Origin of the sequence: Streptomyces sp. NBC_01257 (genome assembly GCF_035917255.1) — a bacterium.
Lineage (GTDB): Bacteria > Actinomycetota > Actinomycetes > Streptomycetales > Streptomycetaceae > Streptomyces.
Genome location: NZ_CP108472.1, coordinates 4,360,645 through 4,386,374, shown reverse-complemented (window position 1 = coordinate 4,386,374; position 25,730 = coordinate 4,360,645). Strand labels below are relative to the sequence as shown.

Genomic DNA, 25,730 nt, shown 5'->3' with positions numbered 1-25,730 from the left:
GGCTCTGGGGGCAGGGCCGCGCCGAGCCGGCCGGTGCGGCCGGCGAACGAGAGGGAATTCTCATGGCCTACGCGCCCAAGCCCGCCACCCCCGCCACCGCCGCGATCAACCGGGAGGCCGTCTCCAGGTACGCGATGGAGGACCGGCGGGACTTCGCCGACAACGACCGCGGATTCCTCGCCCCGTTCCCCGGCACGGTGCAGACGCGGGACGGGCGGGTGATCTTCGACCCGGCGTGGTTCGACTACATCGGCGACGACACCCCGGCTCCGGACACGGTGAACCCGAGTCTCTGGCGGCAGTCGCAGCTCATCCGCAAGGGCGGCCTGTACAAGATCGCCGAAGGGGTCTTCCAGGTCCGCAACGGCGACATCGCGAACCTGACCGTCATCGAGGGCGACACCGGCCTGGTGGTGGTCGACTGCACCGCCTCGGTCGAGACCGCGACGATGTCGATGCGGATGATCCGCGAACACGTCTCCGACAAGCCCGTGGCCGCCGTCATCTACACCCACACGCACATCGACCACTACGGCGGCGTCAAGGGCGTCGTCAGCGCGGACGACGTCGCGTCGGGCAAGGTGCCGATCATCGCCCCGGGCACGATCGCCTCCTTCGACGCGCATGCGATCGGCGAGAACGTGATCGCCGGCAACGCCATGTCCCGCCGGGCCGGATACGCCTTCGGCAGCCTCCTCGACCGGAACTCCTGCGGCTGCGTCACCAGCGGCATCGGCATCTACGCCCCGTCCGGCAGCACCATCTCGTACATCTCCCCGACCGACTCCGTGACCAGGACCGGGGAGAAGCGGGAACTGGCGGGCCTGGAATTCGAGTTCCTCTACGCCCCGGACACCGAGGCGCCCGAGGAGATGCACATCTGGGTCCCGCAGCTCAAGGCGCTGACCTGCGCGGAGAACGCCAACCACTCCCTGCACAACATCCAGACCCTGCGCGGAGCCCGCACGCGGGACGCCCGCAACTTCGCCCGCTATCTCGACGAGACGCTGGAACGCTGGGGCGACGAGGCCGAGGTGCACTACGGGCCGCACACCTGGCCGGTGTTCGGGAACGAGAACATCACCACGTTCCTGGAGTCCCAGCGCGACACGTACAAGTACATCCACGACCAGGCGCTGCGGCTCGCGAACAAGGGCTACACCCCGCTGGAGGCCGCCGAGGCCGTCGAGCTCCCCGAGGAGCTGCGCAGGAACTGGGCCAGCCGCGGCTACCACGGCACCCTCCACCACGACGTCCGTGCCGTCTTCCACAAGGAACTGGGCCTGTGGGACGGCGACCCCGCCACCCTCCACCCGCACACCCCGGCGGAGACCGCCCGCCGCCTCACGGACCTGATCGGCCCCGGACAGATCCTCGCCGAGGGCCGCCGCGCCTTCGAGGACGGCGACTACCGCTGGGCCGTCCAGATCCTGCACGCCCTGGTCTTCGCCGACCCGGGCAACACCGAGGCCAAGAACCTCCAGGCGGACGCGTACGAGCAGATGGGCTACCAGGCCGAGGGCCCGCAGTGGCGCGGCATCTTCCTCACCGCCGCCAGGGAACTGCGCGACGGCGTCGTACCGGCCGCGTTCGCCACGGCGAGCCCCGACTCGATCCTCGCGATGCCGGTCGGCATCCTCTTCGACTTCGCGGCCGTGCACCTCATCGGCGACAAGGCCGCCGACGCCGACCTCCGCATCGACTTCCACTTCACGGACACCGACGAGACCTGGACCATGTGGGTGCGGCGAGGAGTCCTCAACGCCCGCCTAGGCGCCCACCCCGGGACCCAGCTCACCGCCCGCGGCCCCAAGGCCGCCCTCGTCGCCACCGTCCTCAAGCCCGGGGAGGCGCACCGGCTCGCCGAGGCCGGGAAGATCACCCTCGACGGCGACGACACCGTCCTGCGGACCCTTGCCGGACTCCTCGACGACTTCGACCCGAACTTCCCGATGATCACGCCCTGAAGGCCCTGAAGGCCCTTTACAGGGGCTGCTGTTGCTGTCGCGGTGAGAGGTGACCGGTCGGCGCGGGGCTCGTGCCCTGCGCCGAAATCCCCTGTGCGGATCTCCCTCCGCCTGCTGGGATGGGGACATGAGCCTCCTGCCTGCCGCGGCGGACGAGATCGTCGTCCCCGTCCTCGTCCGTGACCTGGTGCCCGCCGATCTGCCGTCCTGCGCCTGGTCCGGCACGCCGCTTCATCTCGCGCACGTGGCGCATGAGCTGGAGCGTGCGGCGGCCGGGGAGGTGGACTATCTCGCGGTCTGTACGCCGGCGGATCTCCCCGTCGCGATCGGTGGCGTCGACTACCGGGTCGCGGCCGGCGCCGGCACGCTGTGGCAGCTCGGGGTGCTGCCGGCTCTCCAGTCGTGCGGTCTGGGCACCGTGCTCATCCGTGCCGCGGAGGACCGCATCAGGTCACGCGGCCTGCGGCGGGCGGAACTCGGGGTGGAGGAGAGCAACCCGCGTGCGCGGGCGCTGTACGAACGCCTGGGGTACGAGGCCTACGGGAGCGAACCGGACTCCTGGGACGTGGAGGCGCCGGACGGTTCGCTGCGCCGGTACGAGACCATGTGCACGCTGATGCGCAAGGACCTGTCGTAGGGGGACAGCATGGCCTCGGAGGTGTGGACTTCGGTCCTCTCGCTCACGGGCGTCGCGCTCGGCGGCGGGCTGACGGCCCTGTCCCAGCGCGCCACCCAGCGGTCCGCCGACCGGGCCGAGGAGCGGCGGCTGAGGGAGCACCTGGACGAACGCAAGGCCGCCTTCATGTCCGCGGCCCGCGCCGCGCTGTCCGCCCTGTCGGGCCAGGCATCATGAGCGCCGAGCAGATGCCGGTCCCCGCGGGACTCGTCGTACTCGTCGGACCGCCCGCCTCGGGCAAGACCGCCTTCGTCCGTGAGCTGGTCGCCCGGGGGAGTCTCGACCCGGAGGCCGTCGTCTCCAGCGACGCGATCCGTGCGGAGCTCTTCGGGGACGAGGGAGCGGATGCCGTCTGCGACGCGGCCGACGCGCGGATCTTCGACGAACGCGACCGCCGGATCGCCGGCAGACTCGCCGCGGGCCGCACCGCGGTCGCCGAGTCGACGAACGTCACGCCGCGGGCACGCGCACGCCTTGCGGCCCTCGCCGAACGCTTCGGTGCGCCGGTGACCGTGCTCCGCTTCCCGCAGGGCGAGGCGGACCTGCTGAGACAGAACGCGGAACGGCCGCGGGACGACGTCTCCGCCGCGGACGTCAGGGCCTACGCCGCCCTCATGAGGCAGGACGCGAACGAGGCCCGGCTGCGAGCGGAGGGCGCCGCCTTCGTGTACGACGTCCCCGGGCGGGGACAAGGGGTCACGCCCGCGGAGGCCGCCCGGCGGTTCACCTTCCGCCGGGCCTGAACCGCGGCTGCTCGGACGTGGGCCGGACCCCGAACGGGTGGACTCGCCGGAGCGCGCGTCGGACGGTGCCCCGCCCCCGCGGTCCGGATGGTGATGTGGCGCTCCGTTCCCCCGACCCCGGAAGAGGCGCTCCGACATGCGACGCACCCCCGCCCGACGGCTGTTCGCCGCCACACTGCTCGTGGCCTCTGTGCTGGCCCCGATGACCCTGGCCGGCTCGCCGCCGGTCCAGGCCGCGGGCATCGACCGGCACGACAGCTGCGCCCGGGACTGCCTCGATCCCGCGCTGAGAGCCCGGCTGGACAGAGCCATCGAGGACGTGCGCGAGCAGGCCGGCATTCCCGGCGCCGTCGTCGGCCTGTGGATGCCGGGCAAGGGGAACTACGTCCGCGCCTCAGGCGTCGCCGACACCGCCACCGGTGAGCCGATGGCCGCCGACTCGTACGTCCGGATCGGCAGCGAGACCAAGACGTTCACGGTCACCGCCCTGCTCGAACTCGTCGACGAACACCGGGTCGGCCTCGACGACCCGATCTCCGACTACGTACCCGGCGTGCGCAACGGACACCGGATCACGCTCCGCCAGCTCGCCGAGATGCGCAGCGGCCTGTTCCCGTACACCGCCGACGCGGACTTCGAGCACGACCTGCTGAGCGACCCGCAGCGCTACTTCACCCCGCGGGAACTGCTCGCGTACGGCATGAAGCACAAGAACACCTTCGCGCCGGGCGCGGAGTTCCAGTACTCCAACTCCAACCTCATCCTGCTCGGCCTGGTGATCGAGAAGGTCAGCGGGCAGCGGCTCGGCGACTTCATCCACGACCGGGTGCTCCGCCCGTCCGGTCTGCGCCACACGCTGTTCCCGACGGGGCCCGAGTTCCCCGCACCGCACCCGCACGGATACACCGACCAGACGCTGAGCGGCGAGACGGCGGACGCCACCTGCTGGAACCCCAGCTGGGCGTGGGGCGCCGGCGCGATGATCTCCGATCTGCACGACCTGCGCAGCTGGGCCAGGAACGTCGCCACCGGAGAACTGCTCAGCCCCAGGACGCAGGCGCAGCGGCTCAAGACGCTGCCGACCGGCGTTCCCGGTCTCAGCTACGGCCTCGGCATCTTCGAGACCGGCGGCTGGATCGGGCACAACGGCTCCCTGCCGGGGTACGAGACCGTCACCGTCTACCTGCCCCCGCTCAAGGCCACCCTGGTCATCATGATCAACACGGATTCCCTCAGCGGGACCCAGGAGCCCTCCACGCTGCTCGCCCGGGCGATCACGCGGATCGCCACCCCGGACAATGTCTACGACGGCGGGGTCTCCCCGACGTAGCGGGCGTCCCGTCGGCCGGCCCCACGGGCCGTGCCGCCGGAGCAGAGCGGATCAGCCGGGTGAGGGCCCCGTCAGCGAGGGCTCCCACCCGGTTTCCGTCCCCAGGCGGTGAGCATCCCGGCCGACAACGCCGCGCACTCCTCGGACTCCAGGTAGCGCACCGCCGCGTCGACACCCGCGTCGTCGACCAGGCCGGTGGCGATCATCGCCTCCCTGCTGCGCTCCCACGTCTCCGCCCAGAATCGGCTGAGGGCACTGCGCGGAAGCAGCGGGGGCACATGGATCTCGGCGGCGACGGATCCGAGCCCCGCCCCGCGCAGCAACTGCGGATACGACGGTACCCAGGACACATCGGTGCCGATGGTGGCCCCCAGGCCCTGCCACATCGCCCGCATCGCCGCGGTGTACGGCGTGCCGGGCGCCCGGTCGCTCGTCAGGTCGACCGCGTCACTGAGCACCAGCACACCACCGGGCGCGACGAGGCCGGCCAGTGCCGCGATCAGACGCTCACGATCCGGCAGATGCATCAGCACGAAGCGCGCGTGGACGAGGTGGAAGGGACCGCGCAGCCCGGTGGCGAAGCCGGGGGCGGCGATGTCGGCCTCCAGGACCTCCAGCCCCGGGACCGACCGTTCGGCGAGAAACCGGACGTCGCGGTCGACCGCGAGCACGCTCGTCACCCCGGCCTCGCCCAGCAGCCGGCCGGAGACCGTGCCGGTGCCGGCCCCCACGTCGAGACAGCGCCAGCCCGGACCCGCTCCCAGTGCCCGCAGCCTCGCCATCGTGATGTCGTCGTAGGCGAGCGCCCCGAAGTCGATCCGCTCGCCCTCCCCCGCCTGTTCGGGACGGAAGAAGGCTTCGCCGTAGCGGCCGCCGCCGGGGAACGGCGCATCGTCGGGCATCTTCATCACCAGGCTTCTCCACTGCGGGGCGGGTTCGCGGCCCGGCCCGGGGCCGTCGCCCCACCCATCCTCCGCGGCCGGGCCGCTGCCCGGCCGAGGCTCGCCGCGCCTGAGCCGATCGGACCTGCGCCTACAGTGCGGAGAGGCAGCGACCGATCGACCGAGCGACTCACGGAAGGCGGAGGCCTGTGGGCAGTGGAGAAGAAACCGGCGTTGCGATGAGCACCCCGGTGAACACCCCGGCGAATCACCCGACACACGGCCCGACGAATGACCCGAAGAGCGCCTCGACGCACACTCCGACGGACGTCTCGACGCAGGGCGCAGCCGGGCACCCCGACATGGCGGCCGCGGCGCGTCTGGCCGCCCACAGCACTGTCTCCACCGCCCTCGCCCTGCGAAGTGACCACGAGCTGGCCGCACTTGTGGACGCCGCCCCGCCGCTCGGCTCCGGTATCGGCGGGAGGTCCGCGCTGCTGGAGGTCGACGGGAAGCAGGTCTTCGTGAAGCGGGTGCCGCTCACGGACCTGGAGCTGCTGCCGGAGAACGTACGGTCCACGGCCAACCTGTACGGGCTGCCCATGTGCTGTCAGTACGGCGTCGGCGGGCCCGGCTTCGGGGCGTGGCGGGAGCTCGCCGTCCACACCATGACGACGAACTGGGTGCTCGAAGGCGCGTACCCGGGGTTCCCGATGATGTACCACTGGCGCGTGCTGCCGGAGACGGCCGTACTGCCCGAGGACCTCGCGGACGTGGACAAGGTGGTGGCCTTCTGGGGAGGGAGTCCGGAGGTGCGTCGCCGCATCGAGGGCCTTCAGCAGTCCTCGGCGAGCCTCACGCTGTTCCTGGAGTACATCCCCCTCACGCTCCACGACTGGCTCACCGAGCTGGCGCAGACCGGCGAAGAGGCCGCCGACGAGGTCCTCCCCATGGTGGAGCGCGAACTGGAGGCCGGTACGTCCTTCATGAACGCGCACGGGCTCCTGCACTTCGACGCCCACTTCCAGAACATCCTCACCGACGGCCGGCGCCTCTACTTCACGGACTTCGGCCTCGCCCTGTCCTCCCTGTTCGACCTGTCACCCTCCGAGGCCGGCTTCCTCGGCCTGCACCGGACCTACGACCGCTGCTACACGGTCAGCTGGCTGGTGAACTGGCTGATCACCGCCCTGTACGGATATGAGCGCGACGAACGCATCGCACTCATCCGCGCATGCGGCCGGGGAGAGGACCCGCTGACCGGGCCGCCGAAGGCCAGGGCCGTCCTCTCCCGGCACGCGCCGCTCGCCGCAGAGCTGACGGACTTCTACCTGAAGGTCCAGGACGGGGACAGGGAGACCCCGTACCCCGCGGCCGAGCTCCGCCGGATACTCGAAGCCGACGGAGCGCGGCCGAGGCCTCAGGCCGATGAACCGCTGTCGACGACCAGGTCGGTGCCGACCACCGATCCGGCCGCGGGCGACGCGAGGTAGAGCACCGCGGCCGCCACCTCCTCGGCCGCCGCGACCCGGCCGAGCGGGTTCTCCGACTTCACCCGCTCGGTCCGGCCGGCCTCGGTCTCGCCGGGCCGGAGCGACATGGGCGCGGCGGAGGCGCCCGGGCTGACCGCGTTGATGCGAATGCCCTGCTGGATGTGGTCGAGCGCGGCGGCGCGGGTCAGTGCGGAGACCGCCGCCTTCGAGGTGATGTAGGCGGCGGCGTTCGGGATGCGCAGGTGGGCGCCGAGGTTGGAGGAGACGTTGACGATGACCCCGCCGCCGTTCTCCCTCATGTGCGCGATCTCGTGCTTCATGGCCAGCCAGACGCCGGTGACGTTGGTCCGCAGCACCGCGTCCCAGTCCTCCTCGCTCACGTCCGCGACCGGGCCGGCGCCGCGGAGTATCCCGGCGTTGTTGACCGCGATGTCGAGCCCGCCGAAGCGGGTGACGCTCTCGCGCACGAGGTCCTGGAGCCGGCCGGAGTCTGTGACGTCGACCGTACGGGCGGCAGCCGTGCCGCCGGCCGCCTCGATGAGGCCGACCGTCTCGTCCAGGGTGGCCGCGGTGCGACCGGCGGCGATCACGGAGGCGCCCTCGGCGGCGAAGGCGAGCGCGATCGCGCGGCCGAGACCGGAGCCTGCGCCGGTGACGAGCACGGTCTTGCCGGTGAAGCGGTTCATGGTCCGGTAACTCCTCTGATGAATGGCTCAGTTGGCGTGTAGGTGCTGGTTCAGTGGGTGCGGTGGTTGAGGACGGCTGTGACGGCGAGGGCGCACCCCGTCGCGGCCAGCGAGAGGGAGTCGCTGCCGAGCGCGAGCAGGAGGGCGAACAGGACGGTCGGGCCGAGCTCCATCGCGCTGTTCAGCACGCCGCCCGCGAGCCCGGTCCGGTGCGGCGGCACACCTGCGGTGGCGAGCACGGCGGCCCCGCCGAACGCGGCGGCGGTACCGGCCGCCAGCAGCACGAGTCCCGGCAGCAGCCCGTACGCGTACGGGGTGTGCGCGTGGAGTCCGGGGCCGGCGAGGAGGGCGAGCCCGGCCGCGCCGGTGCCGAGTCCGGCGGTCGTGACGGCTCCGGCCCCGTACCGCACGGCGAGCGGCCCTGCCGCCCGGCCGGATGTGATCAGGGCGAGGGCGAACGGCACGAAGGCCGCCGAGGTCCGGAGGGGTGACCAGTCGCGTGTCTGCTGGAGGTGGAGCGAGAGGACCACGGAGGTCATCGCGGTCGCACAGGCGCTCAGCGCGATGGCCGTGAGGGCGAGGCCCCGCCGCCGGTCGAGCAGGAAGCGGGGCGGCAGCAGCGGGTCGCCGGCGCGGCGCTCGGCGCACAGGAACACGACGAGCAGGACGGTCCCGCCGAGCAGGGGCACGAGCACGCCCGCCGACAACCAGGGCCGGACGTCGGTGACGACGAGTCCGTAACTGGCGAAGGTGATCCCGGCCGTGGCGAGCAGAGCGCCCGGCAGGTCGAGCGTCCTGCCGCGGTGCGGAGCGGTGTGCGGCAGCAGCCGGGGCGCGAGCGCCAGGGCGGCGACCGCGACCACGAGCGGCACGACGAACGTCCAACGCCACGAGAGCCACGTCAGGATGACGCCGGAGAGCAGATTCCCGGCGGTCGCGCCGAGCACGGAGAGGCCGCCCCAGGTGGCCATCGCCCTGCCGTACGCGGCGGGTGACGGATGGGCGGCACGCAGCACCGCCATGGCGGCGGGCGCGACGAGGGCCGCACCGGCGCCCTGCGCGAAACGGGCCGCGAGCAGGGCCCCGACACCGGGAGCGAACGGGGCGGCGGCCGAGGCGGCGGCGAAGAGAAGAAGGCCGAAGGCGAGGGTGCGCCGCCCGCCGTAGCGGTCGGCCAGACGGCCGCCGAAGAGCAGCAGCCCGGCGAAGGTCAGTCCGTACGAGGCGCTGAGCAGGATCAAGTCGGCCCGCTGCAAGCCGAATTCCCGCCCGATGACCGGCAGCGGTACGGCGATCGCGGCGAGCGTGAAGATCAGCGTGGTCTGCACGCTGCCGAGAAGGGCGAAGGCGTAGCGGTGCTGCACGTCGACGACGTGGGCGGCTCCCCCGGCGGTCATACCCCTCCTCCTACGCAATATTTGAACGATCGGTCCATTATCTGGGCGTGCGGCACGCGGTATGCGGTATGGGGGTGGAGGGCGCCGATGACCCCGGCGCCCCGTGACTCAGTCCAGCAGGGTGAGCGCCTGCTCGGCCGCGTCCCGCACCCGGGCGGGATCGTCGGACGCCTTGCCGACGATCCGTACGCCTTGGAGCAGGACGAGCAGCATGCGGGACAGTGCGCGCGGATCGCGGTCCGCGGGCAGCTCGCCCTGCGCCCGTGCCCGGACGAGCGCGGAGTGCAGCAGCGTTTCGAGGTGCTCCCAGCTGATCTCGACCCGGCGGGCCGCCGCGGAGTCGTGCGGCGCGAGTTCGGCCGCCGTGTTGGTGATGAGACAGCCGTGCAGCCGGTCCTCGGGGGAGGCGGCCTCCGAGGCGAAGCGGCGGACCACCGCCCGTACGGCGGGCAGGGCCGGCCCCGGCTGGGACAGCTCGGTGAGGAGGAACGGATCGCGGCCCTCGGAGTACCGGTCCATGGCCTTCAGGTACAGCTCGTGCTTGCTGCCGAAGGTGGCGTAGATGCTGGCGCGGCCGATGCCGAGGTGCTCGACGAGATCGGCGATCGACGTCGCCTCGTAGCCGCGCCGCCAGAACAGCTCAAGGGCCGACTGCAGCGCGGCGTCCGGATCGAATTCCTTGGTCCTGGCCACATCCGAGACCGTAAGCCATTGCGGAACGATCGGTCAATAAATGTGCTCCGCCCGGGAGCCGCTGCAGAGCCGTACTCCAGGTCCGGCTGGACCTGGAGTTGGCGAACAGCAGTCGAGCAGGAGGGGGATCCGGCGCGGAGCCGCGCAGGTGATCGACGAGGTGCGCGTGCGCGGACGACGGGTACGCCGTCCGCGACGGCGTACCCGTCGCGGACGGCCCCGTGAGCGCTCAGCCTTCGCGCCGTGCCGCGTCCTCCTGCAAGTACGCGGAGATCATGGCGAGGTCGTCGGCGATGTCCAGCACTTCGTTGACGTCGGTGGTCCGGGTGGAGGCGCCGTTCACGCCCGCGAAGAAGGCGTCGAAGCGGCCGTGGCCCTTGTCGAGGTAGCCGGCGATCGTGATGGCGCCGACGGCCAGCCGGTTGTTGAGCGCATCGAGCCCGACCGCGGCCCCGGTCTTCGCGAACACCTTTCCGCGGGCCGGGCAGTGGGTGCAGTTCTCGGCCAGCAGACCGTCGACGCCGAGGATGGGCAGTGCGTTCCGGAAGACCTTCGCCTCGGGCGTGTGCTGCCAGTACGTCAGCAGCTGCACCACGGCCCTGGGCGTGGTCCGGTCGACGGGGTTTCCGCCGCGGCCGTCCAGGAGCTGGACCTGCTTGCGGTCGACGCCCGCGCGGTCCAGGAAGTCGGCCAGCACCGGGAAGCCGTCCATGCAGTCCTTGCTGCCGGCCGTGACCGCCATCAGACAGATGGCGAGGTTGCCGCCCAGGTTGTGGCTGACCTTGAAGATGAGCTTGGCGTACTGGGAGAACGGCGGCGAGGTGTACAGGGCCACGCGCGGCCGGCCCGCGTACGAGCCGGGGAGCTGCCCGACCGGGTTGGCGCCGGTCGCCTTCGCCGTCACCTGTACCCCGGCCCGCTCCAGCGCCTCGATCAGCGCGGTGCGCCCGAAGGCCGCCGGGTCGGTGATCGGGGACACCTTCAGCGCCGGTTCGGAGCCGGCGGCGATGGTGCCGGAGAGCCGGATCCGGGTGCCGTCGGCGGAGGCCGTCACCTGGATGTCCGTCGGCTGCCCCGCAGCCACGGTCCGCACGGTCGACGTGACGCGGTACGGGGAGACCTTCGGCCGCCAGTCCAGCCGGGCGGGCGAGCCGGGACGGGCGCCCGGGGTGGTCAGCAGGTCGATGAGATTGTCGTTGATGATCAGCGGGGTCGGGACGGGGTCGAAGACCGGCTCGGGCCGGAACAGCCGGTCGTCGACGATCACGTTCCCCGCGACACGGGTGATGCCGGAGAGCCGCACCTGCTGGGCGAGCTTGTCGATCCCGGCGAGCGGGTTCTCCGGGGTGAGCGTGGCGCCGGGGAAGTCGTCGGCGTACGTGTGGTCGAGATCGGTGTAGTCGACCGTGCCGTCCCGACGGGTCCTGCCGCCCATGGTGAGATCGCCCTGGGCGACCAGGCCGAGATCGCCGTTCAGCGTGCTGCCGCGGCGCTCGCCGATCGCGTACACGGGCGTCCTGAAGCGGTGGTCGCCACCGAGTGCGTCCCACGCCCCGGAGGTCCCGAACAGCTTGGCCACGGAACCGGGGATGAAGAACTGATCGGCGAACCGGCTGTGGACGACCCGCCCGCTGTCCGGGTCCTGCTGGAGCAGACCCCACTGGGCGTGGGGGTAGTCCGGCTTCCGCATGATCTCCGTGATCCGCGGGTCGAGCCGGTCGGGACCGGCGGCGTCGGGCGACGAGACCGCCTGGGCGGCGGCGCCCGATGTCAGGGCCAGGAGCAGCAGCGCACTGCATCCGGCGACCACACGACGCCGAAGGGACCGGAAGTCTTCTCCTCGCACTGCACCACGCACCGTTCGTCTCGGCAGGTTGCTGTTCATGGGGTCAGGTATGGACCCCGGTGGGCACGGAACACGGGCGGCGCGAACGGGTGTCACCTGAACGGCACGGCGCATTCGTCGAAATGCGCAGCGAACGCGCGGCCGGGACGGTGGGCGCAGCCGCTGCCCGCATCCGCCGGGACGGCCGGGCAGCGGCTGCGGCTGCGGCCCGATTCAGCCCTCGGCCCTCTCAACGGCGGTTCCGCGGGGGAGGCCTCCGGCACGAGCGCGGTCATCCGCGGCGGGTGTGGTGACTCCGCAGGACGAACCAGCCCCAGGCCACTGACCTGGGGCTGCGCTCCGGAGCGTGTGACGGGTTCAGGAGAAGACGACGGAGCGCACGAGGAGCCGGTCCGATGCGCCGCCTCCCGGGCGCAGGGTGAAGTAGGCGCCGCCCGTGCAGTCGGCTTCGAGGAAGACCGTCGCCGTCGCGTCGGTCCGGTTCTTGGGCGCGTAGGCGGCGGATCCCGGCTCGGATCCGGGTCCCTGGATGTTGATGCACGTACCGCTGGGCGGGTCGTTGATGAAGCCGACGGCGTCGTAGCCGTCGGAGGTCGTGTACGAGTAACGGAACTGGCCGTCGGCGGCCGAAGCGGAGCCGGGGGCGGTGAGGAGCAGTACGAGGGCGCCGGCCGAAGCGGCCATGGCGGAGCGGAGACGCATGACGTGTTCCCTTTATCTCGTGGGCGTACGAAGATCACGGCAAGCGCTGCCCGCCCCGGACGGGAGGTAGGCCCCGCGTCGCCCGAACGAGGGGTGAGGAATCGTTCCTCTCGCGCGTTCGGCTCTATCGGCCCGCTGATTCCGCCCCGGGCGCCCGCAGTGGCCTCGCGCCTTCGGACGGGCCACGCACCGCGACCACCTCTGACCGCCCGCAACCACTGCGTGCGGCCGCGTGACAGACTGTCGCAACGCGTGTGTTGGTCAGGGGAGTTGGGGGCGGCGGATGCTGGGGCAACTGCGTGGGACGTCACCGCGCGCCGTCGGACCGTATGTGACGCTGGCCCGGCTGGGCGCGGGAGGCATGGGCGAGGTCTTCCTGGCCCGCCCGGAGCGCCTCGGCGCCGGGTACGGCCCGGCGGACCTCGTGGCCATGAAGGTGATCCGCAACGAGGTGGCCCGGGACGAGGCGTATCTGCGGCGCTTCGCGCGGGAGGTCGTCGTCGCGGCATCGGTGACCAGCCCCTACGTGGCGCGCCTCACCGACAGCGAGGTGACGGCGGAACCGCTCTGGCTGACCACCGAGTTCGTGGTCGGGCCGACCCTGGCCCAGGCCGTGGGCCGGCACGGCCCGCTGCCGCTCGGGTCGCTCGCCCGGCTCGGTGAGGGCATGGCGCGCGCCCTGGTGGCCGTGCACGCCGCGGGAGCGACGCACCGCGACCTGAAGCCGGCGAACGTGCTGCTCGCCGCGGACGGCCCGCGGCTGATCGACTTCGGTGTGGCCCGTACGAGCACCGCCACGACCCTGACAGCGACCGGACACCTGGTCGGCACGCCCGCCTACACGTCACCCGAGCACATCGCCGGTGGGCGGCACGTGGTCGCGGCGTCCGACGTGTTCTGCCTGGCCTCGGTCCTGGCGTACGCGGCCACCGGCCGGGACCTGTTCGGGAACGGGCCGGTCGCGGCGGTGCTCTACCGGGTGGCGGAGGCCGACGCCTCACTCGACGGGCTTCCCGCCGGGCTGGTTCCGCTGATCTCGGCGTCCCTGGCCAAGGACGCGGCGTCGAGGCCGACCGCGGAGGAGCTCGTGGAGCGGTTCGCCGCACTGCGCGCGGCGCACGACGAGGCGGGGGACGGCTCCGGGACGGGCTGGCCGGACCCCGTGACCCGGGACATCGAGGACGAGTACCGCGACGTGACGGCGCTCTGCGCGACCGGTTCCCCGCTGCTGCCGCTGACGAATCCCGACACCGCCCAGGATCCGTACGCCGGTCGCCCGCTCGGCGCAGGCACCCTGGCTCCGCATCAGTTCCCGACCCTGGGCCCCACCCCGCCGGCATCCGCCCCGCCCCCGACGACCCGCCGCCGCGGGCGGCTCCGGGTGCTCGCGGTCATCGCGGCAGTGGCTGTGGCCGGGGCGGGAGTGGGGGCGTATCTGGCCCTGCGCGGCGGGGGTGACGGATCCGGGGACGGTGGTGGCGTACCCGGCCCGACGACGACCCTGACACCCGCACAACTGGTCGCCCAGGCAGGGGTCGACGACACCGGCACGGTCGACCGCAGCGGCTACGTACCGCAGTTCGCCGCGCAGCGGGCCCCCGGCTGGAAGCCCTGGCAGGGACGGTTGAGCAGGGCGCGCATGAGCTGCGCCGCGGACACCCGGGCCCTCGTGTGCCTGCTGACCAACGGCACGTACGAGGCGGTGTCCACGGTCGACGGGCACCGGCTGTGGGTGGCCAGTGGCCAGTCCGTCGTCGAGAACGGCACCGGAGAGGCCTATCGCGGGCCCAGCACCGGCACCTTGTTTATGCCGGGAGACTCCCTCGCCCCACAGGTGAGAGGCGGGCGCGCCCTGATCGCGTCGGACGGCGAACTGCAACTGCGCGACTCGCGCACCGGTGCCGTTCGCTGGCGGGCCCAGCCTCCCTCCGGACGGGGGGAGCTGAGCGAGCAGCCGCTGCTGGCGGATGACACGGTCATCGCCACCATGGAGGGGAAGTCGCTCAGCGCAGAGCCGAAGGGCGCCTCGATGCGCGCGTACGACATCACCGACGGCAGCACCCGGTGGGACCTGACACTCGACAAGGGCGACAGCCCGAGCCATGCCGAGGACGGCAGGTACGCGGCCCGGGCGCTGATCGACGGCGTGGTGTACGCGCAGACGCCCGACGGGCTCCTCGCGGTCGACGCCCGGAAGGGAGACGTCCTCGGCCACGCGTCGCCCGCCTCGGACAGCGGCTGCCGCACCGTGTCCTCCGGCGGCGGCACGATCCTGTGCGAGAGCAGGGTGGACGACGAGCAGCCGAGCGCGGACGAGGGCAGGGCCGAGGTCCGGGTCGACCGCTACGAGGCCCGCAGCCTCAAACCCGCGGGCCACTACGCGTACCTGCTCGACGAGAAGGCCACACGCGTCGACATCAGCGTGACGGCGACCGACAGCACGTACGCCCTCGCCCGGCGCAGCGACGACGACAAGGACACCGGCCTCATCGTTCTGACGGATCTGCGCACCGGCAAGCAGACGCAGACTCTGAAGGCCCCCGTGAGCGGGCCGAGTGTGTCCACCCCGCTGCTGGCGGACGGGCAGGCGGTGTTCGCCGACAACCACTCCCTCTACGTGACACCCCTGGACCGGAAGAGCGGCCGCCTCGGCAAGCCGAAGGCCATCCCGCTGCCGGGTGCGCCCGGTGACCGCAGCGAGACCCCGGACGACGGGAACGGATTCGTCATCCGGGACCAGATCCGGCCGCCGCAGGTCCTGATGCTGGGGGGTGTGGTCCACGTGGTCTTCGACCGCGGCACGATCTCCTCGGTGAAGCTGCCGTGAGCGGGGCCCGCACCGCGGACAAGGACTCGCCGTGCTGACCCCCTGGCAGGGGCCGATCCGGCGCATCGGCCCTTACCGGCTCATCGGCCGGATCGGCGCGGGCGGAATGGGCGAGGTGTTCCTGGCGCGCCGGGAGGCCGCGGGCGGTGTCGTGGCCGGGCCACTCGTCGCCGTGAAGACCCTGACGGCGCCGGCCGACGAGACCGGCTCCGACTTCCGGACCCGTTTCCGCCGCGAGATCCGGGCGGCGCACGCGGTCACGGGGCCGTACACCGCCGCGCTCCTCGACGGCGACGCCGATGCCGAGGACGCCTGGCTGGCCATGGAGTACGTCGCCGGTCCCGCGCTGGGCGACGCGGTGGTCCGCTGCGGCCCGCTGCCGGTCCCGGCGGTACGAACCCTGGGCGCGGGGCTCGCCCGGGCGCTGGACGCGGTGCACACCGCGCGTGTCCTGCACCGCGACCTCAAACCCGGCAACGTGCTGCTCACCGCCGACGGGCCGCGGCTGATCGACTTCGGCATCGCGCAGGCCTTCGACGCGACGGCCCTCACCGCGACGGGCCTGCTCATCGGCACCCCGGGCTATATGGCACCCGAGGTGCTGACGGGCACCAGCGGGCAGGTGCCCGCGTCGGACGTGTTCTGCCTGGGCGCGGTCCTGTGCTTCGCCGCGACAGGCCGTGGCCCCTTCGACGACGAGGAACCGGCGTCGGTGCTGTACCGCATCGCGTCCGGCGCCGCGGACCTGTCGGCGCTGCCACCTGCGCTGCGCGATGTGATCAACTCCTGTCTGCAGCCCGATCCTGCGGCGCGCCCCACGGCTGCGGAACTGGCGGCGGAGCTGTCGGCGGAGCCGTCCCGCACCACCCCCGGCCGACCGCTGTGGCCGGCCTCCTACCTCTCTCTCTTCGCCGCGCACCGCGAAGCGGTGGAACGCTGCGAACAGGCTTCGGGCACCGTCCCGTTGGAGCAGGCGGCCACCTCCGCCGCCACCCCGGCTCCGCCCCTCGTCGCGCCGCCCTCGCCGACGGCGGTCTCCGGGCGTCCCGGGCCGCCGTCTTCGGCGCCACCCGCCACGCCCAGGCGTTGGCCGTTGGCCGCGGCGGCCGCGGCCCTGGTCGCCGCGCTCGCCGTCACGCTGGCCGTGGTGCTGCCCGACGACAGCACACGCACCCCGGCTCCGGCGGCGGAGGACAAACCGAAGGTGAAGCAGACCGGCCCGTTCGCCGTTCCGGACGGGGACGCCGCACACAGCGGCGAGTTCACCGCTGCCGCACTCGACGGGAAACAGCGACCTGACGGCTGGCGCCCCTGGGCCCGCAGTGTCAAGGGCGCCGGAGCGACCGGTGGTTGCACGGCCGCTGCGGGGCTGCTCGTCTGCGGAGACGGCCACGGAGCCGCCCGCGCCCTCGATCTGGCCACCGGCAAGGAGAAGTGGCGTACGGAGGCTTTCGACGAGAGCAGGACGGCCGACGACAGCTTCCCGGAGACGCCGCCGGGCGACCCCGCCATCGCCCCCGTCACGGACGGCACCCTCTTCTTCGTGCCCGCGGAGGCCGGGGTCAGCGCCGTGGACGCGGCGACGGGCCTGGTCAAGTGGCGTTACCAGCGCGCGAGTTACACAGGGCTTCGGGCGCTGACCTACGCGGACGGCCGACTGTACGTCGCGCACATCGACGACCAGGCGACCTCCGATGCCGAACTCGTCGAAGTGCAGGCACTGCGCACGAAGGACGGCGCCCAGGAGTGGACCGGCCACCTGCCGGAGGCCAACGGCCCCTTGATCGTCCACGACGAGCAGCTCTATCTGCCCCTGGCCGACGGATCGGTGGCCGCTCTGGACACCACCGCAGCCGTGCCGTCGCCGCGGATCCGCGACGACATCGACTGCTCCGGCCTGCTCGCGCACGACGACACCCTGCTGTGCTGGTCGACCCGGCGCAGCGGCGTCCTCCTCCTCGCCCCGGACACGCTCGCGACCCGGCGGACCCTGGCCCCGTCGGCCACTCCCGCCGCCGCGCCGGTGGCAGGTGACCGCGACATCCTTGTCCTACGGGACACGAGCGGACGCCTGAAGGGTTTCGACTGGCCGACGGGCAAGCCCCTCTGGGACCGCCCCGCACCGACGTCGACCACCGGCCTGGCCCTCGCCGACACCCGCGTCCTGGCGGTGGGACGACGAGAGCTACGCACATTGGACATCACCGACGGCTCCACAGCGGGCACCACACGCCTCCCCACCCCCGAGGGTCTCCGCCTGGACCTCGGCCCACTCGCCGAGCCACTGTGGCTGGGCGGCGTCCTGTACCTCACGGCACAGACGGGAATCACGGGCTCGATCGCGGCACCTGGTGCGGCTGTGCCGAAGGGTTAGCGAGGGCCGAGGGTGGCATCGGTGCCGCCCGGAGCAGGGACATGAGCGGAGGCACGAAGTGGCGACGGGCGCTAAGCCCCTTCCGGTCAACACCCGTTGCTGGGCCGGGGAGGTGGACACCGGTGGCGCGTCCGAGGCGGTCGTCGACCACGGTTCGCCCGAGAACCCGGTGGCGGTCACGGCCGACGGCCCGGAGGGCGGGGGCGCGGTCATCACCGTCACCAACACCTTCCCGGCGGCGAGGCTGACCGTCACCAAGCACGTGGTCAACGGCGGATCGGGCCGGTACGGCTTCGGTCCCGACTGCACCACGGACCAGGGCGACGTGGCCCTCGCGGCGGACGACAGCGCCTTCTCCCTGAAGGGCGGCGAGGAGCGCGAAATCAGCGTGCCCGAGAGCGCGGAGTGCGCGGGCTGCCGTGGAGGCTGCCACCCAGCGCGACGCCCACTCTGACCTGCTGAGATGCGCGGAGAGGCCGCCGCGCGAGGAGGCCGCAGCGTCTCGACGGCTCAGGCCAGGCCTGCCCCGAGGGCGCGGCGCACGGCGTCGGCGCGGTCCTTGATGTCCGCCTTGGCGAAGAGGTTGTTGATGTGCGTCTTCACCGTGGCCTCGCTGATGAAGAGCTTCTCGGCGATGGCACGGTTCGGCAGGCCCTGGCCGATCAGGGCGAGGACCTCGCGTTCGCGCGGGGTGATGTCACCGGGCAGCGGCTGTCCTGCGGATCCGGAGGCCGGGGGCCTGGTGCGGGCCGTGGCCAGGAGGCGGTTCTGGACTTCGCGGTCGAGGACGGACTGTCCCGCGGCGGCGGCGCGGATGGCGCGGGTGATGTCCTGGCGCCCGGCGTTCTTGGTGAGGTAGCCGATGGCGCCGGCGCTCAGCGCGGCGAGGATGGAGTCGTCGTCGGCGAACGTGGTCAGGATGACCACGGCGACCCCGGGGTGCTCCTCGGTGAGCCGCCGGGTCGCCTCGGTGCCGTCCATCACGGGCATCCGCAGGTCCATCAGGACCACGTCGACCGGTCCTGCGGCGACTGCGGCGAGCACTTCGGTGCCGTCGGCGGCCGAGGCGACGACGTCGATGTCCTCGGCCAGCCCGAGGACCGCTGCCAGCGGCTCCCGTACGGCAGCCTGGTCGTCGGCGACGATCACCCGCAGCCGCTGGGGATTCTGCGTCGGTTCACTCATCCCGGAATCACTGCCTCCACTTGCCAGCCGCCCTCGTCCGGTCCTTCGGTGACCGGGCCCGCAGTGATCGTGCCACCCAGCAGGGCGACCCGTTCCCGCATGCCGATCAGCCCCATTCCGCTGCCGACGCCCGCGCGCACCGCACGGGTGGCCGCGCTGTTACGGATCCTCAGTGTCGTCGACGCGGCGTCGAACGTCAGCTCCACGCGGACCTCGCCGCCGGGCGCGTGCCGGACGGCGTTGGTCAGCGCCTCCTGCGCGATCCGCAGCAGGTTCTGCGTGACCCGGGACGGTACGTCGCGCACGGTGCCGGTGAGGACGAGGGCGTCGCGGTGGCCGGACGAGTCGAGCATCGCGGTCAGGCTGCCCACCAGCGGCAGGGAGTCCTCACGGAGCGCATGGACGGTCCACTGGGCCTGCTTCAGGCTCTCCTTGACCATGCTGTGCGCCTTCTGGTTCGCCTCACGGACCTTCTCCAGGTCACCGGTTTCGATCAGGGCGTCCGCCAGTTCCAGCTGCATGTTGATGCCGGCGAGGGAGTGGGCCAGGACGTCGTGCACGTCGCGGGCGATCCGTCCCCGCTCGGTGAGGACGGCGGCCTGGGCCTCGGCGCGGGCGGCCCGCTCGGCGGACTCCGCGGCCTCGATGACCGCCTGGACGGCGCGCCGGCGGCTGCGGTTGATGATGCCGAGGACGACCGGGGTGGCGGTGGCCAGACCGACCGCCCAGGGCAGCAGGTGGTGGCCGGGGCCGATGCGGAAGTACAGGACTCCGCCGCACAGCAGGCCGCAGAACGCCGCGAGGGCCAGGGCCTGCCTGGGCTGCAGCCGGTATCCGGCGTGGCCGACGATGAAGAACGCGAAGAGGTAGCTCGATCCGCTGCGGCTGACGGCGATCAGGGCGGCCGCGGCGACGATGCCGAGGGTCAGCCAGACCAAGGCGACGCGGGGCGGGACCCGGCGCTCGGGCAGGTGCCGGGCGAGGAGGGCGAGGGAGTTGACGACGATGAGCACGGCGACCGCGAGGCCCCGGCCGCTGAGACCGATCGGCCGCACCGTGAGGAACGCGGAGCCGATGACGAACAGGGTCAGGACCCAGCCCACGCGAGGATCGTGACCTGTGAAGGCCAGGGGGCCGGACGCTCGATACGGGGCCGGGCCCGTATCGAGCGCGCTCTCCTCTGCGGGAGTGCTCTGCTTCTCCGGGACGCTCTGTGCTTCGGGCACGGCGTGACCATAGTCCACGGTCAGGCCGCGCGGTCGAGAGAGGGCGCCGGGTGCGTCGCCGCGGCCGTCCGCGCCTGCTTGCCGTTCACCATCCGGCTTCGGACGAAGATCGTCGCGAGTCGCGTGACGACCTCGGTGAGGGCCATCAGGACGAAGGCCGCGACCCAGGCCTGGTCGGTGGTGATGTGGTGGGCGATGCTGAACCGCGCGACGTTGTCGCCGCCGCCGTGCGAGACCCAGAACTGGAAGCCCATACGGGCGCCCATGCCGAGCACCCAGAGGATCGCGGAGACCGCACCGGCCTTGATCAGCAGGTGCTCGCCCGCAACCCGGATGCGGGTGTAGACGCCGCCCGCGATGCCGAGCGCCGCGCCGACGGCCACGAGCGCGCCGATCAGCACCAGGTCGTTGCCCGAGGTGGGCACGCTGTCGAGGTACGTGTGGGCCACGAAGGCCACGATCCCCAGCGGGATCAGGAAGGTCTTGAGGTCGAGACGGCCTTCCCGCAGTTGCCGGAAGACGATCAGGACGAGGGCGATGTCGGTGATCCACTCGGTCGTTGTCATGCTCCCAAGCCTGCTGGCGCAGGGCCTCGCGCACCTGGACCCATGGGTGGAACGACGGGTGGAGATCGGCGCCCCGCAGACCTCCACCCCACCTGCTCCTGCTCCCTGCGCCTCTGCGCCGTACGGCTCGGCGAGGCGGGTGCGGAGGTCCGCCACGGTCGGCCGCCGGCCCGGGGCTTTGGGTTCGAGCTGTGGAGCGGGTGACGAGAACCGAACGAGCGCCCGCGGCGGACGGCCGCCGCCGGGAGCGGCGACACACACCCGCAGCAGCTCATCCGCCGCAGGGCGCCGTGGAAGGATCGCGGCAAACCGGACATCGATCTGGCCGGTTCGAGAACTCTGCGCGGGGGAGAAGCGATGTCCCTACCGGAACCGGAACGCGAGGCCGAAGCGGCGGCGGCCATCGGCTTCGACCTCAGCGAATGCGTCCGGGAGCCCATTCACCGGCTGGGCATGATCCAGTCCCACGGCACCCTGCTCGCGGTGGAGGCCGATACCGGCACCGTGGACACCGCGGCACTGAACACGCTGTGCCTGCTGGGGATCGCTGCCGAGGAGCTGGTCGGAGGGCCCGTCACGCGGGTGCTGTCCCCCGACCACTGGGCCGAGGCGCTCCAGATCAGCGCTCAGCACGATGCGGCGAGCCTGGTTCTCCCCGTCTCCGTCGATGTGGCGGGCGCCCCCCGGATGTTCGACGTGACCGCGCACCGGCACGGGCCTCTGGTCGTTCTGGAGTACGAGTCGCGCACCGTCGCGGCGCCCCACTTCCCGCACTTCTACCAGGGGGTCCGGCGCGCTCTGGCGCGTCTGCGGTCCTCGACGACAGCGGTCGAATGCTGCCAGGCGGCCGCCCGTGAGATCCGGGCGCTGACCGGCTTCGACCGCGTGGTCGGCTACCGCTTCGACGGGGAGAACGGGCCGGGAGAGGTGGTCGCCGAGGACCTCGTCGAGGGCCGCGAGCCCTGGCTCGGACTCTGGTTCCCCGCCAGCGACATCCCGCCCCAGGCAAGGCGGCTCTACCGCGAGAACTGGATCCGGGTCATCGCCGACGTGGACGACACCAGCGTGGGTCTGCACCCTCCGCTCCGAGCCGGTTCGGGCCTGCCACTGGACCTGTCGAACTCCGTGCTGCGCACGGTGTCCGGCTTCCACCTGGAGTACCTGCGGAACATCGGTGTGAAGTCGTCGATGTCGGTGAGCGTCCTCCGGGAAGGCGAGCTCTGGGGGCTGATCGCCTGCCACGGCTACGCAGCTGTCACCGTCCCCCCGGAAATGCGGGCGGCGTGCGAGTTCTTCGGCGTCGCCTTCTCCCTCCAACTCGCGGTCATCGAGGAACGGGAGCAGGCCGAGGCGCTCACCGCATCCCGCGAGCGCCTCGACCGGATCATCTCCCGGGTCACGCCGGACCTGGAGGGCTCACTCCTGGCAGGCGACGACGCCCTCAGACATCTGCTGCACGCCGACGGTGCGGTGCTCTGCCGCGGCGGCCAGAGCACCATCAGCGGAATGAGCGTTCCCCCCGCCCTGCTGGAGGCCCTTCAGGCACGCGCGGCAGGGCCGGCACCCGGCACGGTCTGGAGTACGGACCGCCTGTCGGAGGTGTCGGAGGTGTCGGAGGTGTCGGAGGTGTCGGACGATCCGGACGGCTTGGCGGAAGACGGCCCGGCAGGGGCCCTGATGGTCACGCTGAGCCGCTCGGGTGACTTCCTCGCCTGGTTCCGCGAGGCCCGTCCGACCGCCCGCCAATGGGCCACCGACCCCTCCATGCCCGTCCAGGTCGGACCACGTGGCGAACGGCTCACCCCGCGCGGCTCAGGTGCCGTGTACCGCGCGGTGGTACGAGGACAGAGCCTGCCCTGGACGCCCACCGACCGTGCCACCGCACAGGAGCTCTGGCGCACGCTGACAGGGCTCGTACTCCGGCACGAGGCGGAGCTGGCAGCGTTGAACGAGCAGCTGCGCATCACCAACTCCGACCTCGACTCATTCGCTCACGTGGCGGCTCACGACCTGAAGGAACCACTGCGAGGCATCTCCAACGCCGCGACCTTCGCCATCGAGGACGCCGCCGCGGAGCTCGACGCGACCACCGTCCGCCGGATGCACACCGTGCGACGGCTGGCCGGCCGGATGGACGACCTGCTCGACTCGCTGCTGCACTTCGCCCGACTGGGCCGAGGCGGGCTGCACCGCGCCCGTGTCCCACTGGACCGCGTACTGGATTCCGCGCTCGACGTGGCCGGCGAACGCCTGGCCGAAGCCCGTGTGCGGGTCGTCCGACACGACCTGCCCGAGGTGTACGCCGATGAGAACCGGCTCTACGAAGTGCTGGTCAACCTCCTGGTGAATGCGGCCAAGTACGCCTCCGACCAGGACGATCGCACGGTCGAAGTGCTGGTCGCCACGCTCCGCCCACCGGCCGGCGGGCCTCCACAGCAGACCGTCGTGGTCCGGGACAACGGCATCGGCATTCCCCCCGACCAGCAGCACCAGGTCTTCGAGCTCTTCCGCAGACTGCACGGACAGGGTGAGCGCGGGGGCGGCACCGGTGTGGGGCTCGCGATCGTCAGGCGGATCGTCGAGCGCCACGGCGGCGAGCTGTGGCTCGACAGCGCACCGGGCCGCGGGACGGCCTTCTTCTTCACCCTGGGTCAGGAGGGCGGCTGAGCGGCCGGGCCCTCGTCCCCGCCCTTCGCCTTTCTCTGCCAGTAGTCGACAGCCCCTTTCAGCACCGCGCTGAAGAGTTCGAAGTTGACCGGCTTGTAGATGTAACTGTCGGCGCCTGCCGCATAGGTCGTGTCCACCTCGTCCGGTCCGGTGGACGAGGTGAAGGCCACGACGGCCACGCCGTCCAGTTCCGGCCGGGAACGGATCGACCGCAGCACATCGGCTCCACTGGGACCGGGCAGTTTCAGGTCCAGAAGGACGAGCCCCGGCCGGCGTGCGGCTTCCAGCAACCGCTCGACGAATCCCGTCCCCCGGTCGGTGAAGTCCAGTGCCAGACCCGGATGGGTGCGCCGGAGCGCCCGCGCGATGGCCTCGGCGTCCTCCGCCGAATCCTCGACCACCCAGACGAGGTCGTGATCGATCCTCTGCTCCCCGGCAGGCCCGCTCATCCGACGGACTCCGCCCGTGCGACGAGCACGGCGATGTCGTCCGCACCCGTCGCCCGGAATTCCACCACAGCCTCGGCCAGCCGCTCGGCGAACCGCCCCGCCCCGCCGGCACCCTGCCGCGCGACCTCGTCCCGCAGACGCGATTCGAAGAACATCCCGTCGGCCGCTCTCGCCTCGGTCACTCCGTCGGTGAACATCACCAGCGCGTCCCCCGGCGCCAGGCGCACCGACCCGGATCCGTACTCGATGTCCTCCAGCACGCCCAGCAGATCCCCGTGGGCGACGAGTTCCTCCACGGTGCCATCCGCACGCCGCAGCAGAGGCGCCGGATGCCCGGCACTCCAGTAGCGCGCACGAAACCCCCCTCCGTCCGGTACCAGTACCACTACGAGCGCCGTCACGAAGCGGGTCGTGCCCTCCCTGACCAGGGCCTGATTCAGCCGTTCCAGCGCGTGCTCGGGCGTGCTGCCGTCCTCGAGAAGGGTGCGCAGGGTGTGGCGGGCCAGACCCGTCAGTGCCGCAGCCTCCGCCCCGCGACCGCAGACGTCGCCGAGGAGGAGGGTCACACCACCCTGCGCCCTCGGGACGGCGTCGTAGAAGTCACCGCCCACGTCGAGCGAGACGTCACCCACTTCGTACGCGGAACTCAGAGTGATTCCCGGAATCAGCGGCAGCTCGCTCGGGAGCAGATGCCGCTGGAGAGAGACCACGTGGCGGCGCCGCTGTTCGTACAGGGTGCTGCTGTCGATGGCCAACGCCGCCCGGTCGGCCAGACCCGCAAGGAACTGTGAGGCCCCCTCGGCCACGACCGCCCGATGGTAGAGAAACGTCAGGGTGCCCAGGACCCGGCCCCGGGCCTTGAGCGGGTTCACACTGATCGCCCGCACGGCGCGTCCCGCCCCGGACGACGCGGGCCCGAAGGGCCCCCCTCGCAACCCCTCACCCTTCAGCGCCAGCGCCTGCCCGTTGCCGAGTACCTGCCGCAGCATCTCCGTCAGCCAGGCGTCCTCGGCGGCAACCTCGCCGAGCCACTGCTGGTCACCGGCGTCCATGTGCGCGAAGGAAACGGATTTCAGTCCTTCGGGAAGAGAAAGATGTAGAACGCACCCCTCGGCGATGGCGGGAACGGCCGTGCGAGCCACCCGCTGCAAGGTGCTTTTCACATCAAGGCTCGAATCCATCTGCAACGACGCCTCCGCCAGAAAGGCGTCACTCACCTGACGCACCTCGTCGGCGCGCCGCGCCGTGATGCGCCTGTCCGAGACCATGGCAACCTCGGCCACCTGCTTCAACCGGGTCCGCAGCGTCACATCGATGGTGTCCCTGTCCGCGGTACCGACCATGAACGAGGCCCAGCCGTCCTGCCCCAGCGGCACGGCGCACTCGGCCAGGCTCCGCGTGCCGGCCGCCGCCAGCGCCTGGATGTGCGGCATGGTGCCGTCGAGCTCCGACACTTCGTGGACCGTGACAGTCGGATCACCGTCCGGAGCCCCGGCTGCGCCGGATTCGCCGTAATTACGTTCGATTTCCACGAGCGATGACGTCGGCTCCGCCACGCTGACACTCCGCAGATAGTGCAGCAGCCCGCCGCTCCAGCGGGTACCCACGACGGCCAGTACACCGGGCATGCGGAGCAGCATGTCGTAGAGGGAGTCGGCCAGCCCCGTCACGTCCTGCGCGTTCTCGGCGACGCGCCAGAGCTCGTGCAGACGGCCCGACCACCATCCGTCATCATCCGCCTGACGTGAAGCCCTGCCCTCGTGCTGCTCCACCGCTGATCCGCCGTCCCGTATCACCACTCGGCCCCGGCCCGTCATGGGAAACGCTATGCCACCCCGCGACTGAGCGCCTCCAGGCGCGGTCCCGGTGGCGCTCGGCGGGAGACGCGAGAGGCCGACCGCCACAGCCGTCGCCCGTTCCGTCCGCCCGGGCGCCTCCGGGCAGCTTCGCACCGTCACCCTGTGGATCGCGGTGGATCGCGGGTGCGGAGGCGTGCTGGTCGTGCCCGGAGACTGTCAGCAC

General features: G+C 72.0%; 21 protein-coding genes. 10 read left to right on the top strand and 11 right to left on the bottom strand.

Annotated elements, in window-relative coordinates; genetic code table 11:
* Positions 1–62 precede the first annotated feature (62 nt).
* The 5 genes from OG408_RS18820 (at position 63) to OG408_RS18800 (ending at position 4,716) form a co-directional block, all read left to right on the top strand.
* On the top strand, positions 63–1,967 hold the full coding sequence (locus tag OG408_RS18820; protein WP_326670912.1) for an alkyl/aryl-sulfatase: 1,905 nt from the start codon (positions 63–65) through the stop codon (positions 1,965–1,967).
* A 127-nt stretch (positions 1,968–2,094) separates the two neighbouring features.
* Positions 2,095–2,604 carry a GNAT family N-acetyltransferase gene (locus OG408_RS18815; RefSeq protein WP_266780245.1) on the top strand — a complete coding sequence of 170 codons (510 nt, stop codon included), beginning with the start codon at positions 2,095–2,097 and terminating at the stop codon, positions 2,602–2,604.
* A gap of 9 nt (positions 2,605–2,613) precedes the next feature.
* Positions 2,614–2,820 (top strand): hypothetical protein, encoded by a 207-nt coding sequence (locus tag OG408_RS18810; protein ID WP_326674684.1) that lies wholly within the window; start codon positions 2,614–2,616, stop codon positions 2,818–2,820.
* Positions 2,817–3,386, top strand: a complete 570-nt coding sequence (locus OG408_RS18805) for an ATP-binding protein (RefSeq protein WP_326670909.1) — start codon at positions 2,817–2,819, stop codon at positions 3,384–3,386. The genes OG408_RS18810 and OG408_RS18805 overlap by 4 nt, the downstream gene beginning before the upstream one ends.
* A 136-nt stretch (positions 3,387–3,522) precedes the next feature.
* Positions 3,523–4,716: a serine hydrolase domain-containing protein gene (locus OG408_RS18800; RefSeq protein WP_326670908.1), complete on the top strand. Its 1,194-nt coding sequence runs from the start codon at positions 3,523–3,525 to the stop codon at positions 4,714–4,716.
* Between the two features lie 71 nt (positions 4,717–4,787).
* Here OG408_RS18800 and OG408_RS18795 read toward each other — a convergent pair whose 3' ends face one another.
* Complete coding sequence (locus OG408_RS18795) at positions 4,788–5,624, bottom strand: methyltransferase domain-containing protein (RefSeq protein WP_326670906.1); 837 nt, start codon at positions 5,622–5,624, stop codon at positions 4,788–4,790.
* Positions 5,625–5,959: 335 nt separating this feature from the next.
* Here OG408_RS18795 and OG408_RS18790 point away from each other — a divergent pair, with 335 nt between their 5' ends.
* Positions 5,960–7,090: a protein kinase family protein gene (locus OG408_RS18790; RefSeq protein WP_326674560.1), complete on the top strand. Its 1,131-nt coding sequence runs from the start codon at positions 5,960–5,962 to the stop codon at positions 7,088–7,090.
* Here the strand turns inward: OG408_RS18790 and OG408_RS18785 are convergent.
* The 5 genes from OG408_RS18785 to OG408_RS18765 form a co-directional block, all read right to left on the bottom strand.
* On the bottom strand, positions 7,018–7,776 hold the full coding sequence (locus OG408_RS18785; protein ID WP_326670904.1) for an SDR family NAD(P)-dependent oxidoreductase: 759 nt from the start codon (positions 7,774–7,776) through the stop codon (positions 7,018–7,020). The two genes, OG408_RS18790 and OG408_RS18785, sit on opposite strands and share 73 nt — an antisense overlap.
* Positions 7,777–7,826: 50 nt before the next feature.
* Positions 7,827–9,173: an MFS transporter gene (locus tag OG408_RS18780; RefSeq protein ID WP_326670902.1), complete on the bottom strand. Its 1,347-nt coding sequence runs from the start codon at positions 9,171–9,173 to the stop codon at positions 7,827–7,829.
* A gap of 108 nt (positions 9,174–9,281) precedes the next feature.
* A complete protein-coding gene (locus tag OG408_RS18775; protein ID WP_266780238.1) occupies positions 9,282–9,866 on the bottom strand; it encodes a TetR/AcrR family transcriptional regulator in 585 nt (194 codons plus the stop codon).
* A gap of 229 nt (positions 9,867–10,095) precedes the next feature.
* Complete coding sequence (dacB, locus tag OG408_RS18770; protein ID WP_266780237.1) at positions 10,096–11,676, bottom strand: D-alanyl-D-alanine carboxypeptidase/D-alanyl-D-alanine endopeptidase; 1,581 nt, start codon at positions 11,674–11,676, stop codon at positions 10,096–10,098.
* A gap of 393 nt (positions 11,677–12,069) precedes the next feature.
* Complete coding sequence (locus OG408_RS18765; RefSeq protein ID WP_326670899.1) at positions 12,070–12,414, bottom strand: hypothetical protein; 345 nt, start codon at positions 12,412–12,414, stop codon at positions 12,070–12,072.
* A 283-nt stretch (positions 12,415–12,697) separates the two neighbouring features.
* Between OG408_RS18765 and OG408_RS18760 the strand changes: the two genes are divergently transcribed.
* From OG408_RS18760 to OG408_RS18750, 3 genes are read left to right on the top strand one after another with little or no spacing between them, the layout of a single operon-like run.
* Positions 12,698–15,241 carry a protein kinase domain-containing protein gene (locus OG408_RS18760; protein WP_326670897.1) on the top strand — a complete coding sequence of 848 codons (2,544 nt, stop codon included), beginning with the start codon at positions 12,698–12,700 and terminating at the stop codon, positions 15,239–15,241.
* 31 nt (positions 15,242–15,272) lie between these two features.
* Positions 15,273–17,615, top strand: a complete 2,343-nt coding sequence (locus tag OG408_RS18755) for a protein kinase domain-containing protein (protein ID WP_326670895.1) — start codon at positions 15,273–15,275, stop codon at positions 17,613–17,615.
* Between the two features lie 58 nt (positions 17,616–17,673).
* Complete coding sequence (locus tag OG408_RS18750; RefSeq protein WP_326670893.1) at positions 17,674–18,069, top strand: DUF5979 domain-containing protein; 396 nt, start codon at positions 17,674–17,676, stop codon at positions 18,067–18,069.
* 56 nt (positions 18,070–18,125) lie between these two features.
* Here OG408_RS18750 and OG408_RS18745 read toward each other — a convergent pair whose 3' ends face one another.
* The 3 genes from OG408_RS18745 to OG408_RS18735 form a co-directional block, all read right to left on the bottom strand.
* Positions 18,126–18,800 (bottom strand): response regulator transcription factor, encoded by a 675-nt coding sequence (locus OG408_RS18745; RefSeq protein WP_326670891.1) that lies wholly within the window; start codon positions 18,798–18,800, stop codon positions 18,126–18,128.
* Positions 18,797–19,903 (bottom strand): sensor histidine kinase, encoded by a 1,107-nt coding sequence (locus OG408_RS18740; protein WP_442806038.1) that lies wholly within the window; start codon positions 19,901–19,903, stop codon positions 18,797–18,799. The genes OG408_RS18745 and OG408_RS18740 overlap by 4 nt, the downstream gene beginning before the upstream one ends.
* A gap of 143 nt (positions 19,904–20,046) precedes the next feature.
* Positions 20,047–20,592 (bottom strand): hypothetical protein, encoded by a 546-nt coding sequence (locus OG408_RS18735; protein WP_266780231.1) that lies wholly within the window; start codon positions 20,590–20,592, stop codon positions 20,047–20,049.
* 357 nt (positions 20,593–20,949) lie between these two features.
* On the opposite strand from OG408_RS18735, the gene OG408_RS18730 reads away from it, so the two are divergent.
* Positions 20,950–23,259: an ATP-binding protein gene (locus tag OG408_RS18730; RefSeq protein ID WP_326670890.1), complete on the top strand. Its 2,310-nt coding sequence runs from the start codon at positions 20,950–20,952 to the stop codon at positions 23,257–23,259.
* Here OG408_RS18730 and OG408_RS18725 read toward each other — a convergent pair.
* The gene (locus OG408_RS18725) at positions 23,244–23,708 is read right to left on the bottom strand and encodes a response regulator (protein ID WP_266780229.1); all 465 of its coding nucleotides are present in this window, start codon (positions 23,706–23,708) and stop codon (positions 23,244–23,246) included. The genes OG408_RS18730 and OG408_RS18725 overlap by 16 nt on opposite strands.
* Positions 23,705–25,480, bottom strand: a complete 1,776-nt coding sequence (locus tag OG408_RS18720) for a PP2C family protein-serine/threonine phosphatase (RefSeq protein ID WP_326670889.1) — start codon at positions 25,478–25,480, stop codon at positions 23,705–23,707. Before OG408_RS18720 ends, OG408_RS18725 begins: the two co-directional genes overlap by 4 nt.
* Positions 25,481–25,730: the final 250 nt, after the last annotated feature.